Below are 18749 nucleotides of genomic sequence, written 5' to 3' on the forward strand. Positions count from 1 at the left end.
AATATTACTTTTTCCTCATCACTTAGTCCAGTGATTGGGGATATTTTCTGTCGGATCATGCCAGCCCATGGAGTGCCGATGGATATATATCTTCTTTGGCTACCCTAGTTGGGTCTCCAGTTTGGATATATATCTATTTTAGCACACCTTATAGTTCTCTACTTATCCATAGACAATGCTTATGTGATGGCCATGTGATGCTTATGTGATGGTCATGTGATTGGCTTATAGATGAAATTCTATGGCAATGGACTTCTTAATAAGTATTGATTATATAGCTAACCTATTTTTTGCCACTCCATTATGGGGGTGTTATGGTGGTTTTAGGTAGATTTTAGGTAGAGCGCCACTTTTGGGATGAGGAGGTTGTGGGTGAAAAGCCTGCCCATTATTCGTTTCAATACAATCGGAGCGGCGGGATTTGAACCCACGACCCCCACTACCCCAAAGTGGTGCGCTACCAAGCTGCGCTACGCCCCGGTCACAGATCTTTATCGTAACACAGGATTTTGAAAATTAAAACCCCTCTAGCGTATTTAAAGCTTGAATGACTTCTGGAGTCACCGCAGCCGGCCAGGTTCCTTCGGCTCGACGACCCGTATTGAGGATAAAATGGAGGCTAAAGCTGTGGGAATATCCTTCAACTTCCACCCATAAAAAGCTCCCTTCGGCCTCACAGGTGATTTTTTCTTCTTCCATGAGTTCGGGGGCGATTTGCTCTAGGCTATGGATCAATTGTTGTAGGAGACGCTGGAATTCTTGCAGTTCTGTAGCCCTTAGTTCGATCGCCCAATCTGCACCACCAAGCAAAGCGGGATACTCGATCTCTTCCGGTTTCCAGCCGACTCGCCATTGAGAGCCTTGTTTAATCACGGTTGTTTTGGGGATTATAAATGCCAACTAGGACATCAATTAAAGCGTTTCGTTGCGATCTCGTCAAATTTTGGATGGCTTGGCGATCTCCCTCTAATGGATTATCTCTGAGTAAATCTGCACTGGGATAAAGTCCTTCGTACATCACCTCATTAGTGCCCAAATAATCAGCTAGGGTTAATTTCCAATCTAGGCGATATTGGGGCGTGCGACCTTTGACATAGAGATGATAACGAATCAATCTCTCAACTAAGGTATTATCGGGCTTGACTTCTCCATTAAGTTGGCTAACGTAATTATTTTCTAGAGGAAAGTCTGGGAGTTGTTCATACACTAAACGCCACAGATCCCTGGGTCGAATGCGGGACTGGGCAAGAGCCACGGGTGGAGAAACTGACTTTAAGGGCATGAAGGATAAAGCCATCAGCCCTAGTGAACCTAAACCAATGAGAAAAAAACGTCTTTGTTTCATTCACCAATGATTTCGGGTTGGGTTAACTCGTCAGACATTTCAATCACCGCTCGAATGACGGGTTTCATTTTTGGATCGTCAAGGCTATCAAATTCTTCGTAGCGGCGACGTTGGGCGCGATGGGCTACTTGTACGGTAATGCGATAGCGGTTGGATGCGGCATTAATGAGTTCCTCAGCACGACAAATTAATTCTTGGCTGTCTACGGAAGAGCGCTTGAGCATAGGGGGATTTTGAGAAGTTAAGTCAATCTTTTTCTAGTTTACCTGTTCTGGTTAAAAGTCGAGCAGGACGGAGGAATTGGCGACCACAATTTGGTTATGACCGTTGCGTTTGGCTTGGTCAAGAACATAACGAGTGAGTTCGAGTAGAAATTGGGGTTGGGTATCAACATGGGGAACTAAAGCGGCAACTCCGATACTAAGGGTAACGGTGGAAGCAACGGGAGAGGTTTTGTGTTCTAGGTCTAGGTTGATGACGTTGTTTTGAATCATATGGGCGACATGAAAACTTCCTGATAGGTCTGTATGGGGGAGAAGGATAGCAAATTCTTCCGGTCCATACCGAGCGACCAAGTCAGCGGGGCGTTTGAGAGCTTGGCGCACAGCATCGGCCAGAAGTTGCAAACAAAAGTCACCACTGAGGTAACCGTAGGCTTCATTGTAGAGTCTGAAGTAGTCAATATCACAAAAAATTAGTCCGAGTGGCGATCGCTCCCTGGCGAGTCTTCGCCATTCTTTTTGTAGTACTTGGTCGAAACGGCGACGGTTGAAGAGTTGGGTGAGGCTATCGGAAGCAGCCAGTTGTTTGAGTTCTTGATTGGCTTCTTTGAGTTGTTCGTAGAGCTGGGACTGTTGAATGGCGATGCTCAGTTGGCTGCTCAAAGACATGAGCAGTTGGGTTTCCCAGGGTTGCCAGTTTCGAGGCTGATGGCATTGATGGACGATCAGGAGTCCCCAGAGATAGGTATCGCACAGGTTATAGTGATGGGAGGTGATGGGTAAACTGGACTGATCGGATTGAAAGGGGGTATTTTGGATCGGAATAGTTAAGGGGATTCCCAGTTGAATGGGAAAGACTAATTGCGATCGCACCTGAAGTTGACTGAGGTATTTGCGGTCTTTATCTCGGAGTTCAGCCGTTTCTAGATTGTCAATTTGGCTGAATTTTCCTTGTTGATAGAAGGTGACTTGATCTTTAGTATAACACTGTTCAATGGGCTGATCCAGGATAGAATGACAGCTAGAATGGAGTGCTTCAACAACGACTGTACCGCTCCAATCTGGATTAAAATAGTAGATGAAGGCTCGGTCTATGGCCAATAGGGTTTGCACTCGATCGACCGTCGATTGCAGAATTTCTTCTAAGCCGACAGATTGGCGAATAATCTCCATCATCCCTCGCAAGAGGCGATCTCCTTCGGCTTGTTTCTGCTGTTCCTCCTGCTCCTTGTAGAATTGAGTCCTATCTTCAATCAACACTAAGTATTGAGACTTTGGGCGTTCTTCTTCCCAATTAGCCCTCAGTGTCACCTTTAGGTCAACTCCTTCTAAATTACCTTCTCTCTCTACCGATTCATTCTCGATCAATTCTTCTAAATGAACAGAGCTTAAAAACGGGAAAATATCTCTCACATCGACACCGAGCGCTAGGGTCATTTGAGGAAGAATATCACCAATATTGTCATCAGCACCCGTTATTAAGAAGCGATCGTTAACGATCAAATAACTGGCTTTAAATTTCAGGCTTATAATCTGATTGAATAGACGATTCATCGCTGGTTCTCCCTCTCCCATCTCTCCATTCTGAAATCCCTCTTTTCCTAAATTAGGCTTACACTTCAGAACTTTTCGACGGAATCTGATGATTAATTTTTATTAACTAACACTTCAGTGGACATGACGGGTGGAACTAGACAGTTCCATAATTGAGAATAGGGTAAAGTCTAGATTTTTGTCTGTGTGTTTATCCTATCATTTCTCCTGGGGATTGACAATCGCACAGACCTAGATTGAAACGTTAGCACTCCTATTCAGGGAGAGGGGAAAGATTTGCCCTAAGATCCTATGAGAGATTACTCAATTTCCAGGTTTAAATTCCACTGCTTTAGGGTGATTCCCAGACTCCGATCTAACTGAGTTAAGGCATTGAGGTACTCGATTAAAACCCCCAATTCATTTTGTTGGGCTTGGGCTAATTGATTTTGAAAATTAATAATATCAGTTAGCGAGGTATTGTCAAGACCCAGACTGAGCTTCTCTTCTTCTGCTGCTAATTGCTCTGCCACCAATTGAGTCCTAGATCGAGATTGCTGCACCTCTTTCCAGGTCAGTTGAATCTCACGGATCAGATTATTCAAGTCAATATTCAAGCTTGAATAGATTTGACTGAGGGTATTTTCAGCTTTGGTTACATTCACTTGGCTTTGTTGAAAGCGCTGTTCGGGCTGCAAATCTCCCCAGGTTTTACTCAAGGTTAACCCTAGAGTTAGATCAGATCGAGTCTCAACCAAATTACTGGGTTGAAAATTATAATCTGCTTCTAAATCCAAATCCCAACGACGATCATCGGCGGCTTCAATCAAAGTATAGTTGGCAATTTTCTGAGTCAATTTAGCCTGTAAGTAAGTTGGATTATTTTCTATTGCTATGGACACCAACTGTTCAGCTTCTAATATAGGTTGATCTTGGAGTGTGGGGGCTTGAGCAGCGATCGCTAAATCTTGATCGAGTTCTAATAAATTTAACAAGTCTAATCGAGCTTCATCTAGGGCATTTTTAGCATTTAAAACACTCAATTCTTGATTCGCTACATCTGCCGCTCCTTGAATCCGTTCTACTGGAGGGAGTTTTCCTGCTTCAATTAAAGCTTCTGTCACTTCCAGACGACGACGAGAGTTCGCTAGGGTTAATTCGGCAATTTCCAGTTGTTGTTGACGTTGAAAGAGTGTACGGTAACGCAAAATAGAATCAGTAACTCGATCGATCAATGTGGATTTGACTTGTAAAATCTGCACTCGATTGGTTAAGCGTGCCCGCTCAACTGAAGCTTGATTAACTTCGACTCCTGAACGTCGTAATAAGGGTTGTCTCAATTGTAGTTCAACCTGATGATTTAATGCCCTTTGATCTAACGGAGTAGTGGAACCCAATTGTCGCTCTAAACGGCGCACAGTTCTCCAGTCAAGGGTGATTTCAGTACCGATGGGAAACTGAGTGTTCAGGGAGGCACCGATATCTAACCCTTCACTTTGAGTAATAATGGGGCCAGTCGATCCTCGACGAGCATTGAGTAAAATACGAGGGGTAAGATTGGGTTTAAATTTATCTTCAGCAACGGCCAGATCTTGACGTTGAGCAATGCGATCGAGATAGGCATTTTTGACTTCTGTGTTATTTTCAACTACCAGTTGTACAACATCGGCGATCTCCAAGGACAAAGGGACGGGTTCTCTTATCTGTTCAAACTGAACAGTTTGAGCCTCTAAGGGAGTCGCTTGTGCCGGCAAAAAAATGCTCAAACCTATGCTATAAAAGGCTAATAGCCCTCCAGAGATAAGGGATAGACTGACGGATTGGTAATAGCTCATGGCTGGTTTTTAGATCAAAGTTTAACGTTAATTTAATATAAATTTCATTGGGTCCCACAAACGCTGTTAAGAGTCTAGCCAACTAGAGAACTTTCGAGTCAACGACAAACAATAGTGCTACAATCAAGGCGAGTTACTTCTTTCTAGGTTTTCAGTTATGGGAAAAATATAGATTTGTCAGGGAAATTGGGTTTAGAGCAACTTCCTTCCAGAGCGGCTTTTATGTTACAATTATAAACATAAAAAGGGGAATCAACCACCTAAAAAAATAGTAGCTCAAAGGCAACGCACCTTGAAAACCGAAGTTATGCAGTTCTTCTCAGGAAGGCTTGAGAAGAAAAAACTTCAACTATCAAGTACGAGAGGAACTAAGGATTTTAGGTGTTAACTTTACCGAAGGGCATTGGGGAACAGGCTTCTGAAATAGAGGAAACGTCTGAGGAGAGAGAGTCTCTGGTTTAAATACCGCAAGGCATTTAATTTAAGCGAACTCGTTGAATCAGAAATCCAGTCGCAGTAATGTTTGGAGAATCTACTCGGCTTTAGTCAAGTGGAGTATATCAATTAAAGAGTCTTTTCCTTCAACCTCAAAAGCGCTATGCTAATTTACATCTGTTCGTCAGTTGCTGGATCAGTGTATGGGTCAATCTAGGGGGTCTTAATCATCTAGACTTGAGAGGCGATCTCAATCCCTTCAGTTTACAAAGAAGATGTACAGATTGATGGAGCAACCAGTCAGGTATACAAGCGATTGGATCACAATACACAGATATGGTCAACCTAATCAAGACAACCCAATCTGGACTGATTCTCATTGTTGATGATAATACCAACAATCTTAGGGTGCTATTCAACTTACTGAAAAAATCAGGGTTTAGGGTATTAGTGGCGACAGATGGCAAAAATGCCTTAGACAAAGTGAATCAAACCTATCCCGATTTAATCTTACTGGATGTGATGATGCCAGAATTAAGTGGGTTTGAGGTGTGTCGTCAGCTTCAATCGAATCCCAACACCCAGGAGATACCAGTGATTTTTATGACTGCTTTATCCGAAAATGAAGATAAAGTGAAGGGATTAAAACTTGGTGCTGTGGACTACATTACCAAACCTTTCTATCAAGAAGAAGTCTTAAGCCGAATTCAATTACATCTTAAGTTACGCTCTTTAACTCAAAACTTACGAGAAAAAAATAAGCAACTTCATAAAGAAGTCCAAGCCAGACTGTTAGCTGAAACTCAATTAAAACATCTGAATGAAGATTTAGAAACCCGTGTATTAGAGCGCACTGAGCAGCTCTCATCAGCCTTAGAGAAATTACAAGCGAGGGAAGAGCAACTCAGTTATGAAGCTTCTCACGATCATCTAACAGGATTATATAACCGGTTATGGGTTACTCAATATTTATCGACATTGTTAGATGATGTTTCTAGTCATTCTCAGATCAACTATGGAATTTTTTTCCTAGATTTAGGTCATTTTAAGCGAGTCAACGATCATTTGGGACATCGCATTGGAGATCAAGTGTTGAAAGAGGTGGCAGAGCGATTGCTCGGATGTTGGCGAGGACAAGGACAGGTGGCACGTTTAGGTGGGGACAAGTTCTTATTGGTACTGCAAATATGCGAGAATACGGATGTGGAGGCGATCGCTAACCGGATCTTAGAGCATTTGCAATTGCCCATTACCATCGGTCACTATCCCATTTCCCTCCATGCTCGTATCGGAATTATTCCATCCATCCTTGGCTATCGACAAATGACCGACATTCTGCGCGATGCAGATATTGTCATGTCAGAAGCCAAACGAGCTGGGAAAAACGGTTATTCCATCCTTAATCCCCATCTCCAATCTCGTGCCTTAGAACGCATTAAACTCGAAGCTGAATTACCACTTGCCATCCAAAACCATCAATTTGAGTTACATTATCAACCGATTATTGCGCTCGACACTCATCAACTCGTCGGTTTTGAAGCCTTAATTCGCTGGCAACATCCTCAACGGGGACTCATTTCCCCCGGATACTTTATTGACTTAGCTGAAGAAACAGGATGTATTGAAGAATTAGGATTTATTGCACTTACCTTAGCCTGTCAACAACTCCAACAGTGGCACCAACAATTTCCACAGACCCAACATTTGGTCATTAATGTCAATCTCTCTCCTTTGCAATTGCAAAACTTCCATCTTCTCACCACCATTATTACCATCTGTCGTCAACATGAGATTTTACCCCATCAACTCAAACTAGAAGTCACCGAAAGCGCCTTTTTAGAAAATGAAGGAATGCCCACAAAGATTTTACAAGAAATTCATCATCAAGGCATTAAAATTTGTATTGATGATTTCGGCATAGGATACTCCTCCTTAAGTCGTCTCCATTCTTTTCCTGTAAACACGCTAAAAATTGATCGATGCTTTATTTCTCGTCTGGATAGTGCAGAAGGTTTGGCAATTATTCAAACCATCATTTCTTTAGCTCACCATCTTGGTATGGATCTGGTTGCCGAAGGCATCGAAACCGAAGAACAACTCAAAATCGTCAAAGACATAGGGTGCGAATGTGGCCAAGGATTTTTGTTTGCAAAACCTCTAAACCCTGAATCAGCCACTCACTTTATCGAAAATTATAGGATTAATTGACCTATGAACACTTCTTCTAGCGATCAAAAAACCCTGCTGGTTGTTGATGACAATCCCACTAATATCAAAGTTTTATTCAACTTTCTTAAAGAAGAAGGATTTAAGGTATTGGTCGCCAAAGATGGCTTAAATGCCTTAGAAAAACTTGCTTCTATCCAGCCTGATTTAATTTTACTTGATATTATGATGCCTGGAATCGATGGCTTTGAAACTTGCCATCGCATCAAAAAAGACCCCAATCTTAATACCATTCCAATTATTTTTATGACCGCTCTAGCGGATGCGAATAATAAGGTCAAAGGACTCAGTTCTGGAGCCGTTGATTACATCACAAAGCCGTTTCAACAAGAGGAGGTTTTAGCGAGAATTAATCTCCATTTACAGTTACAATCTCTGACTCAAGAACTGGCCAGTGTAAATGCATCATTAGAACAAAAAGTGGAAGAGCGAACCGCAGAACTCAAAACAGCTCAATCTCAATTAGTCTTGACAGAAAAAATGTCGTTGTTAGGTCAACTGGTAGCTGGTATTGTCCATGAAATAAATAATCCGGTCGGGTTTATTGCGGGCAATATTGCGGAAGCAAAAAGCTATGCCCAAGACTTAATTCAAATCATTCAACTGTATCAAGAAAAATATCCTGAACCTGGGGATGAAATTCTTGATGAATTAGACGCAATTGAATTTGACTATTTACAGGAAGATTTTCCCAAATTGCTCAAATCGATGGAAGAAGGAACCAATCGCATTACTTCTATTAGTCAGTCCATGCGTACCTTTTCCCGTGCCGATAGCGATCGGAAAGTTTCTTTTAACTGTCATGATGGAATTGATAGTACCCTTATGATTCTTAGGCATCGCCTGAAAGCGAAAGATTACCGACCAGAAATTAAAATTACTAAAAACTACGGAGAGTTACCCCCTATTGCCTGCTATCCCGGCCAATTGAATCAAGTGTTTATGAATCTGTTAGCGAATGCGATTGATGCCCTAGAAGATTCTAATCAAGGGAAAACTTATGAGGAAATTCAAAATCAGCCGAATGAAATTCTGATTACTACAAGTTGTGATGCCAATAACCATCAAGTCAAAATTGACATCCAAGATAATGGGGCCGGCATGAAACCCGAAATTCAACAGAAAGTCTTTGATTATTTATTTACGACTAAAGGGATTAATAAAGGTACAGGATTAGGATTGGCAATTTCCCGGCAAATTATTGAAGATAAACATCAAGGAACCCTGAAGTTTACGTCTCAACTCGGAGAAGGAACTACTTTTACGCTAGCGCTGCCCGTGAAGAATTGATATAGATTGGCATTTCCTAGGCAAATGATTATTAACACTCAACGCTCTTCAGACAGATTTTTGTCCCAGTTGGGAACTTGCTTTCTAAGTCACTCGTCATGACTGTATGGTTTCTCCTTGGTGACCAGGTGGCGGGAAGGCTTTAGGCAATACCCGCCCTTTTTATGATTTCAAAACAGGCTTCAGAATTTGATACGCTACCAATACTGTCTGAAGCGAATTCTATGCATCACTCATCCCTATTGTTCCTCAGCAATGGCCATGGAGAAGACCTCAATGGCAGTTTAATAGTCAAGGCTTTGCAAGAGTCTTATCCCCAGATAAAGGTTGGGGCTATGCCTTTGGTGGGTGCAGGGGGAGCCTATCGCGGTTTAGGTGTGCCCATTATTGGCCCGACGCGCACCCTTCCCTCTGGCGGAATATGGTATATGAACCCGCTTTATCTGATTAAAGACCTATTTTCAGGTTTGATGGGGTTAACCTGGCGGCAAATTCGCGTGGTTCAGCGCTATAGTCGGCAGTGTGACCTGTTAGTGGCGGTTGGGGATATTGTACCCATTGGTTTAGCCCAGTTAACGGGTCGTCCTTATCTAGCGTTTATTGTCTCAACTTCCAGTTACTATGAGGGTAAGGTTAAGTTACCCTGGTTGACGGCGCAGTGTTTGCGATCGCCGCAATGCCAAAAAATTTATACCCGCGATGCCTATACCGCCACAGATTTGCGGCAACAAGGATTCCCTAACACTACATTTTTGGGTTGTCCCTTTATGGATACCCTCACGCCAACCGGAAAACCCTTAAATCTGCACCCCAATCAACCCATGATTGCCCTCTTACCCGGTAGTCGACTCCCCGAAGCGTTAGAGAACTTGACCCTACAATTGCGCCTGTGTGAAATGCTCTCATCCCAGCAACCCCTACAATTTCAAGCGGCCTTAGTTCCCAATATTCAACAGACGCAATTACAAGCGCTAGCAACTCAAGAAGGCTGGCACTATATCCCCGGAACACTGACCAAAAAACAGACCACAATTCACTATCATTTCGATGCTTTCCCCGACATTCTCCATCAGTGTAATTTGGTGATTGGGATGGCAGGAACTGCTGTAGAACAAGCGGTCGGATTAGGTAAACCCATTGTCCAAATTGCCGGTAAAGGCCCCCAATTTACCTATCGATTTGCTGAAGCCCAAATGCGGCTTTTAGGGCCATCAATTACTACAGTAGGGACGGGGCCAGCGACTCCTGCTATTTTAGCAGAAGCAGCTACAAAAATTCTGCACATTCTTACGGATGAGTCTTATTTAAAAACTTGTATTGAAAACGGTCAAAACCGAATCGGCCCTACAGGAGCCTCCCAGAGATTTTCAGAGGAAATCATGAGGATCATTAGGGTTAAGAATGGTCATTCATAATTGAGCTTTGATTCTCTCTTTGAGCAGGATCGGGGTTTAGGGAAACGCTAAAAGACTCGATCTTCGATCCCTTTCCACCACTCGCCAAGTTTCATTAAATCTTGGTGAATTTCGGTCAATTGTTGCATGTATTCTTCGGGCGCAAGTTCATGGCGACGCTCTTGCAACTTTTTTAACCGCAACTGGAGCAGTAACCAGGGTTTTGAGATGCCATCGGTGGCTTCAATATAGTGGGCTAAAGATTGACTGTTCACGATCGCACACTCCTCAGTAAAAATAAACCTAACCTCTATTATGATCCCCTAGCGCCAAACTTGCTGGGATTTACCCGCGATTAAGTCCCATAGGCGAATGGTTCGATCGCTGCTGCCCGTTGCTACAGTGCGATTATCCGGGTGAATAGAGAGTGCTGAAACTCCTCCAGTATGACCCCTTAAGGTATGCAGTAACTCACCGTTCGCCAGGTTCCAAACCTTGACTTCTCCGGTACTTGACCCGGTAACCAGATATCGGGCATCTTGAGTAATAGCGAGCGATCGCACCTGAGAGCCATTTTTCTGTAGACGACGACTGGTGGGAATCTCCCGCTTTTCCTGCTCAACCAGTCGCAAATCCCACACCCGCACCTGGCCATCCTCTCCTCCTGATGCTAATAATTTACCATCTCTCGTCAGTGCCAACCCGTACACCGCACCCCGATGAGCTGGAAAACTGGAGACTAATTCTAAGCGACTCAAATCCCACAGGTGAATCATGCCATCGGCACTACCAGAGGCTAACCAACGGCGATCGCCACTTAACGTTACCGTATAAATCGTTTTTCTGGGGCCGCCTAGGGTTTTCAACAATGCTCCTGTTTGCAGATCCCATAACTTGACAGTGCGATCGTCTCCTCCACTAACCAAGAGTTGACTATCGGCACTAATGGCCATCCCATACACTCCTCCCCGATGGGCTGTGAGGGTCTCAATTAACCGTCCCGTAACTAAATTCCACAGCTTGATTTTGCCATCAAAACTACCACTGGCAATCACCGGTTGAATAGGACTGATCGCTAAAGACCAAACCGAAGTTTCATGACTGGAAACGGTATGTAGAGGAGATGAATTATCCCGTTCAGTAACGGGCCAAATCTTCACACTTTGATCTAAACTACCACTAATTAATAAATCTCCTGTCCCCGTAAATCCGAGGGCAGAGATCGTATCGCCATGGGGGGTAAAATTGTCGGGAAATAGGCGAGTATCAAGATTCCAGAGATTAACTAAGCTATCGTCTCCCCCACTAATTAAGGAGCGACGATCTGGGGTAAAGGCGATCGCGCTTACTCCCGTTTTATGACCCGAAAAGGTCTGCATTTGAGATCCGGTATCCATATTCCACAACTTCACCGTGCCATCATCGCTACCACTGGCTAAAATATTCCCTGTGGGACTAAACTTGAGGGACAAAACCCCCATACGATGACCGGTTAATAGGGTTTCCACTACTCCCCTAGGCACATTCCAAACGGCGATCGCCTCTTCAAAACCACTACTAGCCAAAACTCGTCCATCTTCACTCAGAGCTAACGCTAAAACCCCACCCGTTGGAGACTCCAAAACCTGTTTTTCCTCACCCGTGTACAGATTCCAAAACCGAATGGTTGCATCTGCACTGCCACTAATTAACGTATGGCCATCAGGAGTAAATGTTAACGCTTGTACCCAATCTTCATGACCCTCTAAAATTCCGATCGCCTTTCCCGTTTCCAGATTCCATAAATGAATGGTCCGATCTAAGCCACCACTGGCTAAAATTCGTCCATCGGGACTCACCGCTAGGGCTAAAATACCATTGCGATGTCCCCTAAACGTGGTAATCTCTTGCCTAGTTTGGGTATTCCACACTTTAATGGTGCGGTCTAAACCCGCACTAACCATTAACTTACCCCGTGGACTCATGGCCAACGCTAACACCGCTTCCGTATGACCTCTGAGCAGTCCACTAGACCGGTTTTCCCACAAATCCCACAGATAAATTTGATTCTCTTCCCCAGCACTGGCGATGAGGCGACCATTGGCACTGACTGCAACGGCTTTCACCGCTCTGGTATGTTCTGATAATTGTTGAGTCGGTGGAATTCCTGGGGGAACACTATGCAGAGGCTGTACGGGTTGGGCAATAAGGCGACCCATCGCTTCGATGTCCGCTAGCTCAAACGCGATCGCCCCATCTGTACCTAATATTCTTCCTGAACCTTGCTCTAGCCCACAGATACTAACTATCCCTAAGATCTTAAATAAGATTAAATATTTCATAACTTGAATATGAATCCCCAAAATTCAGCTTAAAATGGGAAACGGGAACTTAAGGATTACTTTTGAAGTCATTCTATTATAATATATCACTTCAGGAGTCAATAGTCATGAATTATTTTTCCATCGTCATGCAGATGCTACGGGAGCGAAACTCATTCATGGAGGAAATTTACCAAGGCATTAAAATCAAATCTAAAATTACTGGCTTATTCATTTCTAGCTCCATATTTTTTGCTTTTTATGGATTGATCATGGGAGCTTATGGTCATTGGTATCAGTCCTTAGTTTCAGCCATCAAACTGCCTGCTCTATATCTACTCACCTTAATTATTTGTTTCCCTACTCTCTATCTGTTTAATGTCTTATTTGGATCTAAATGCAATCCCGAACAGTACCTCTGTTTACTCATGAGTGCCATGGGATTGATTAGTATTTTGCTCTGTGGTTTTGCTCCCATCACTGTTTTCTTCCTGTTAAGTATCCCCGATTATCACTTTTATCTCCTTCTCAACGTCCTCATTTTAGGAATCACTGGTTTTTTCGGTATCCAGTTCTTTTACGAAGGCATGAAACAATTGATGAAAGCCGACGATATTGGCTATGAAATTCGCCACAAAATCCTTTTAGGCTGGTTATTCTTATATGGTATTATTGGTAGCCAACTGGGTTGGACACTGCGACCGTTCATGGGAACTCCAGGGAAAGCCTTTGAACTCTTCCGTCCCTTAGAAAGTAATTTCTATAGTGCAGTTTTTAGATCTTTTCTTGCCTTGTTTAACTGATTTTATGTATTTTGCGTCAGAATATTTATGAATTCAGACTTAGAAGACCTACGGATATCCGATGAAACCCTGCAAAACATTAGTGGAATTTCCATCCATGATAGTTTCCTTGGAGAATACTATCGAGTTTGGGCGAAAGTCAGTCATCAGGAATCCAATGATGAAAAACGAAATGCCGCTCTCCTGAGATTTTCGGGACTCGAGTTAGGCTTGTTTTTCCTAACTTTAGTGATTGCTTCCGGTACTACTTTACTGACCATCAAAAACTCCTGGAATAGCACTAATCCCAATTACTGGATACCCATCGTCTCCAGCTTGGGGTTATCTGCTTTTTTATTTCTGATTATCAATCTCTACGTTTATTTGAATTCCAAACCTTTAATCTACTTACTTACTCTTTTAAATGAATTAGACAACTACGAACGCATAGTCACCATATTTTACCGTATAGATCAATTGATTACAGATGGCTACATGGATCAAGATAGCGGGAATCGTCATCAAATGGTTGAAGCGCTAAGAATTACTAAAGATAGCTTTATCCATGCCCTAAAAGCAGAACGATTAGTGCGCGAGTATCACCAAGTCAAATTACCCGATGATTTGTTCGATCAATTGGATCGTAATTTGTCTGATTTAATTGATTTTGATATCCAAGGTCAAGAAAGTCATTATGGGCGATTAATTAATGAAACCTTAGAAATTGGCATTAGTGTCCATCGGGAACTCAGAAAACTACAACAGGTCAGTGAAAGCTCTTATAGCGCTTCGCGTTAGGGAATAGGTTCTGGTACATGGGTGAATGAGACCAAGAACACCCTCGGTTAGTGTTTTCTAGAGACCAATTGCCTCAATTACGTCAAAAAGCGAAAACTCCCTATGGTGAAGCTATCCTTACCCAACTCGATCGGGTGCTTCAAGGAACAATTTACTATGATGGTTATGGCCCTAATAGTGGATACCATGGGGCAGGTCATTGTTTCTTATCCATATGGAATGGATTTTACCTCATTATCTAATGCGGATGGTTAATCAGGATAATGGGGTTAAAGTTCCCACATATGGCCGACACCGATTAGGGCCAGATGGGTCATTATTTGCTTTGGGTTTTCCGGTGACTTCCGATCGCTTCCTTCCGGCGCTGGTCTGGTTTTTTGATCGTCATTGGGGATTGGAGGGCGATCGCACTTTTGGCATTCATGAGCATACTCCCCATGATGCGATTTATGCCTTAGTGGGATATCCAGATGATGTCGTAGAGCAGAACCCTGTAGAGATTTTCGACCGAGTGTTGGTGGATGAGCAAAAGCAGTTTTATGTCTTTCGGAATCAATGGCAAGATAAAAATGATGTTATTACCAGTATTTACTTAAAAGGTGAATCGAGAAACACTGGATTTTGGTCATTTCCAGATGCCGGGAGTTTTCGGATTTGGGGATTAGGAGAACAATGGGCGATCGCCGGCCCTAGTGAAGGACGAAGAGAAGATGAAAATGTGGTGATTGTGCCGAATGTCAAGGGAAATCATGGCTCGAAACTCCTCTTTTTTGAGTCTGATCGCAGTGGATCGGGGATCGTGAGTTTGGGCTATAAAAACTGGCTTAGGTCTTTTGCGGTTGATTATACGGGGCGATCGGGTGTCCCCGGATTATTTGCGGTGGTAGACCGATTTGAACAGAGTTTAGTCCCGACGCTCTGGGTCATGCATACCGCAGGAAAGGTAACCCTAGAAAGCCAGGGATTTACGATTACATCCGATTCGGGAGCCACTCTAAACGGTCGGTTTATTCTGCCAGAAGCGGTGAAGTTAACCTATGAAACCACGGAAACGGGGGGTAAAATTCAAGCGTCAGGGTATAACCAGTTTTTTGTCGTGATGACGGTGCAGAAGGAGAATGCACCACCGATTAAAGTTGAGGGACGTGGCTTAAGTGCAGTCGTGCGAGTGGGTGAGCAAAGGCTTCAATTTCAGGGCGATCGCCTCCAACTGCACTCCAATCCCTAAGAAGGTATTTATAAAGTAAACCTTAAGTCAGGAAATCCTGTTATGTAGAAACGTCATCAGGACACTCTAATCTCTTGTTATAGTTTAAGCAAATTGTCTAACGCCCGTTTGTCTTTGACCATGCTCTCTGAAATCCAAGACCTCACTGCTCGCATCGCCCCCCGACTGATTGAAATTCGTCGCCATATCCATGCTCATCCTGAACTAAGCGGCCAAGAACGGCAAACGGCTGCCTACGTTGCTGGGGTACTCTCTTCGGCTGGATTGCATGTTAAAGAAGATGTGGGCAACACGGGGGTGATTGGTGAATTGCCAGGAGCAAAAGCGGGGGCTGGATGTTTGGCCATTCGTACTGACATGGATGCGCTGCCGATTAATGAATGTACGAATTTAGAGTTTGCCTCTCGCCAAACTGGGGTTATGCACGCCTGTGGCCATGATGTGCATACCACGTTAGGGTTAGGCACAGCCATGGTCTTATCTGAGTTGGGCTTATCCTTACCCGGTACGGTACGGTTTATTTTTCAACCAGCGGAGGAAGTTGCCCAAGGAGCGGGCTGGATGGTTGAGGAAGGGGCGATGGAAGATGTAGAAGCTATTTTAGGGGTTCATGTCTATCCAACGATTCCTGCTGGCTCGGTTGGCGTGCGCTATGGGGCATTGACGGCGGCGGCTGATGAGCTAGAATTGGTGATTATGGGGGAATCGGGCCATGGGGCTAGGCCCCATGAGGCTAAAGATGCGATTTGGATTGCGGCTCAGATTATTACTAGCTTGCAACAGGCTATTAGTCGCACTCAAAATCCTTTGCGTCCGGTGGTGTTGTCGTTTGGCCAAATTAGTGGGGGTCGGGCCCATAATGTGATTGCCGATCGGGTGCAGTTAACGGGAACCGTGCGATCGCTCCATCCAGAAACCAGCGCCCAGTTACCCCAGTGGATTGAAGGGATTGTTAAGAGTGTTTGCGAGTGTTATGGTGCGACCTATGAGTTTCGCTATCGTCGCCTGGTTCCTTCGGTACAAAATGATGGAAACGTGACCCAATTAATCGAAACGGCTGCGAAAGAAGCGTTGGGGGGCGATCGCGTCATTAATCTGCTTGAACCGTCTCTCGGTGCTGAAGATTTCTCCCTCTATTTAGATCATGCTCCTGGTAGTATGTTCCGTTTGGGAGTTGGCCATGCTCATAAGACCAATTATCCCCTTCATCATCCTAAATTTGAAGTCGATGAAAGCGCTATTGCTGTTGGTGTGGTTACCTTAGCTTATGCCGCAGCCCTGTATTGGAAATAGGGAATAGGGAATGGGGAATGGGGAATGGGGAATGGGGAATCATTGAGGAAAATCCGTAAAGCGCTTTGCTACAACTTTGATATCGAACAAGCAATCAACTTTTTAGAAGCTCTCTATATAGGCTAGGGCAATTTAAGGACTTATATTGTAAACCTTCCCTGAAGATTGTTCGATACACTGGGAATAGAGTTCTGTAGAATTACTGAATTAGCGAGAAGCTGATTACGGGATTTTACGGAAGCTCGAAATTGAACCGTCTTAGACCCTTTTTGAGCCAGTGATAGAAGTCAGTGGAGTCTCCCAAAAGGATGAGTATGATGATCAATAGTCCTTGGGCCGATCAATAATGTCCACCAAACAACCGATTTCTCTTTCCTTAAAAGGTAATTCAACCTTGTCATTGCGCTTCCTGTTGGTGGTTCCCTTTGTACTGGAATTATGTTTAGTGGTGGGATTGATTGGCTATCTGTCATTTCACAATGGTCAGCAATCGGTGAATCAATTGGCGACTCGTTTGAGTTGGGAAGTCACCCATCGTATTCAAGAACATCTGAAACGGTTTGCCGATACACCCCATTTATTTCTGAAGATGAATGAAGCGGCGATCGCCACTGAACACTTTGACCCCGAAAACTTCGATCTGGCTCTACCCTACTTTTGGCAACAAGTGCAAATCCATCCCTGGGTGCGATCGCTCTACTATAGCAACACCCAAGGCGACTTTATCATGGTCAACCGCGACCCCACCCCCCGCGTTTATCGTCGCGATCGCAATAGCGCCCCATTCCGCAACATCTATCACTTAGACGAGCAAGGAAATCCCACCGATAACCTCATTCGCAGCACCCCATACGATCCCCGTACCCGTCCCTGGTATCAAGCCGCAGTCAAAGCGAAAACTGCCACGTGGTCGCCCATTTATCTCTTTTCCGCTTCCGAGGATTTAGGAATTACCCCCGTTTTACCCCTCTACGACGACCAAGGAACCCTCCAAGGAGTCCTGGGCGTAGATTATACGCTCACCCAGATTAGTGACTTTTTAGCCAGTTTAGACATTAGCGCCACTGGAGAAGCCTTTATTATGGAACGCTCAGGTACACTGGTGGCTAGTTCTGCCCCGGAATTACCCTTTATTGACACCCCAGAAGGTCGTCAACGGATTAAAGCCTCTCAAAGTCAAAATCCCTTAATTCAGAACGCTGCCAGCCAGATCGCCGCCTTAGCATCCCTCCAAGATCATCAAGACCTGATGATGACTTGGCAAGGAGAGCGCTATTTTCTAGATGTGACTACCGTCGGCCATAATATGGAATCTTCAGAAGAGTATTTAAGGGGACTTGATTGGGTGGTTGTGGTGATTATTCCTGAAGGCGATTTTATGTCTCAGATTAACACCAATACCCGTACAACGATCGTCCTCTGTGCAATAGCCTTAATCAGTGCTTTAGGATTGGGTTTACTCATTTGTCGCTGGCTTTCTCGCCCCATTTCCCAACTCAGCCACGGGGTAAAGGCGATTGCCAAAGGAGAAATTGCCCCCAAAATCTACGGGGGACGGATTGAGGAATTAAACCGGCTTGCCCAAGGCTTTAATCAAATGGTCTATCAGCTTAATATCTCCTTCCAAGCTTGGGAAGAAATGAATCAAAACTTAGAAACTCAAGTTCAGGAACGTACCCAAGCCTTGAAAGAAGCCCAAGAGCATTTTCAAACTGCCTTTCGCTTAAGTCCCCATCCGCTCTTTATTAGTGCGATCGCCGATGGCTGCTTATTAGAAGTTAATGATAGCTTTTGTGAAATCTTGGGATACTCCCCAGAAACCCTGATTCACCATCAAGAAACCGAACTTCAATTCTGGGTTAATCCTCAAGAACACCAACGCTTAGTCGAAGCTGTAGAAAACGAAGGAACCTTACGCCATGAGCAAGTCGAACTGCAAAGCGCCTCTGGAGAGATCAAAACCCTCTTATTATCTGCTGAAAAAATTCAATGGAATCGGCATCCTTGTCTTCTCTATGCTGCCTATGATATTAGCGATCGCCGAAAAGCCCTGTTAGCCCTACAGCGTA

At 44.0% G+C, this 18749-nt stretch carries 15 protein-coding genes, 1 tRNA gene and 1 pseudogene; 9 read left to right on the forward strand and 8 right to left on the reverse strand.

Going from position 1 to position 18749, the window contains the following annotated elements:
- Positions 1–406: 406 nt before the first annotated feature.
- The 6 genes from J7545_RS14905 to J7545_RS14930 all read right to left on the reverse strand — a co-directional run bounded on the left by J7545_RS14905 (position 407) and on the right by J7545_RS14930 (position 4934).
- Positions 407–480 (reverse strand) — tRNA-Pro (locus J7545_RS14905).
- Between the two features lie 36 nt (positions 481–516).
- Positions 517–873 carry a DUF1818 family protein gene (locus J7545_RS14910; RefSeq protein WP_318701159.1) on the reverse strand — a complete coding sequence of 119 codons (357 nt, stop codon included), beginning with the start codon at positions 871–873 and terminating at the stop codon, positions 517–519.
- On the reverse strand, positions 866–1345 hold the full coding sequence (locus J7545_RS14915) for a hypothetical protein (protein ID WP_318701160.1): 480 nt from the start codon (positions 1343–1345) through the stop codon (positions 866–868). The genes J7545_RS14910 and J7545_RS14915 overlap by 8 nt, the downstream gene beginning before the upstream one ends.
- A complete protein-coding gene (locus J7545_RS14920) occupies positions 1342–1569 on the reverse strand; it encodes a DNA-directed RNA polymerase subunit omega (RefSeq protein ID WP_271944325.1) in 228 nt (75 codons plus the stop codon). The genes J7545_RS14915 and J7545_RS14920 overlap by 4 nt, the downstream gene beginning before the upstream one ends.
- Positions 1570–1620: 51 nt before the next feature.
- Positions 1621–3120, reverse strand: a complete 1500-nt coding sequence (locus J7545_RS14925; RefSeq protein WP_318701162.1) for a diguanylate cyclase domain-containing protein — start codon at positions 3118–3120, stop codon at positions 1621–1623.
- A 299-nt stretch (positions 3121–3419) separates the two neighbouring features.
- Entirely contained in the window at positions 3420–4934 is a 1515-nt protein-coding gene (locus J7545_RS14930; RefSeq protein WP_318701163.1) for a TolC family protein, read from the reverse strand.
- A gap of 771 nt (positions 4935–5705) precedes the next feature.
- Between J7545_RS14930 and J7545_RS14935 the strand changes: the two genes are divergently transcribed.
- From J7545_RS14935 to J7545_RS14945, 3 genes are all read left to right on the forward strand, one after another.
- Positions 5706–7577, forward strand: a complete 1872-nt coding sequence (locus J7545_RS14935) for an EAL domain-containing protein (RefSeq protein WP_318701164.1) — start codon at positions 5706–5708, stop codon at positions 7575–7577.
- Between the two features lie 3 nt (positions 7578–7580).
- Positions 7581–8885 carry a response regulator gene (locus J7545_RS14940; RefSeq protein ID WP_318701165.1) on the forward strand — a complete coding sequence of 435 codons (1305 nt, stop codon included), beginning with the start codon at positions 7581–7583 and terminating at the stop codon, positions 8883–8885.
- 224 nt (positions 8886–9109) lie between these two features.
- The gene (locus J7545_RS14945) at positions 9110–10300 is read left to right on the forward strand and encodes a lipid-A-disaccharide synthase-related protein (RefSeq protein ID WP_318701166.1); all 1191 of its coding nucleotides are present in this window, start codon (positions 9110–9112) and stop codon (positions 10298–10300) included.
- Between the two features lie 47 nt (positions 10301–10347).
- On the opposite strand, the gene J7545_RS14950 is transcribed toward J7545_RS14945, so the two are convergent.
- Positions 10348–10554, reverse strand: coding sequence for a hypothetical protein (locus tag J7545_RS14950; RefSeq protein WP_318701167.1), 207 nt, complete (start codon positions 10552–10554; stop codon positions 10348–10350).
- 48 nt (positions 10555–10602) lie between these two features.
- Positions 10603–12600 (reverse strand): WD40 repeat domain-containing protein, encoded by a 1998-nt coding sequence (locus J7545_RS14955; protein ID WP_318701168.1) that lies wholly within the window; start codon positions 12598–12600, stop codon positions 10603–10605.
- A gap of 107 nt (positions 12601–12707) precedes the next feature.
- Between J7545_RS14955 and J7545_RS14960 the strand changes: the two genes are divergently transcribed.
- The 6 genes and pseudogenes from J7545_RS14960 to J7545_RS24110 all read left to right on the forward strand — a co-directional run.
- Entirely contained in the window at positions 12708–13382 is a 675-nt protein-coding gene (locus J7545_RS14960) for a hypothetical protein (RefSeq protein WP_318701170.1), read from the forward strand.
- A gap of 27 nt (positions 13383–13409) precedes the next feature.
- Positions 13410–14159, forward strand: coding sequence for a hypothetical protein (locus tag J7545_RS14965; protein WP_318701171.1), 750 nt, complete (start codon positions 13410–13412; stop codon positions 14157–14159).
- 50 nt (positions 14160–14209) lie between these two features.
- Positions 14210–14401, forward strand: coding sequence for a hypothetical protein (locus tag J7545_RS14970; protein WP_318701172.1), 192 nt, complete (start codon positions 14210–14212; stop codon positions 14399–14401).
- A gap of 5 nt (positions 14402–14406) precedes the next feature.
- Positions 14407–15387, forward strand: a complete 981-nt coding sequence (locus J7545_RS14975; RefSeq protein ID WP_318701173.1) for a hypothetical protein — start codon at positions 14407–14409, stop codon at positions 15385–15387.
- Between the two features lie 120 nt (positions 15388–15507).
- Positions 15508–16680, forward strand: coding sequence for a M20 family metallopeptidase (locus tag J7545_RS14980; RefSeq protein WP_318701174.1), 1173 nt, complete (start codon positions 15508–15510; stop codon positions 16678–16680).
- Positions 16681–17407: 727 nt separating this feature from the next.
- Positions 17408–18718: pseudogene (locus J7545_RS24110) on the forward strand (cache domain-containing protein); the annotation flags it as partial.
- Between the last annotated feature and the right edge of the window lie 31 nt (positions 18719–18749).

Source organism: Roseofilum sp. SBFL, from assembly GCF_017746885.1.
Taxonomy (GTDB): domain Bacteria; phylum Cyanobacteriota; class Cyanobacteriia; order Cyanobacteriales; family Desertifilaceae; genus Roseofilum.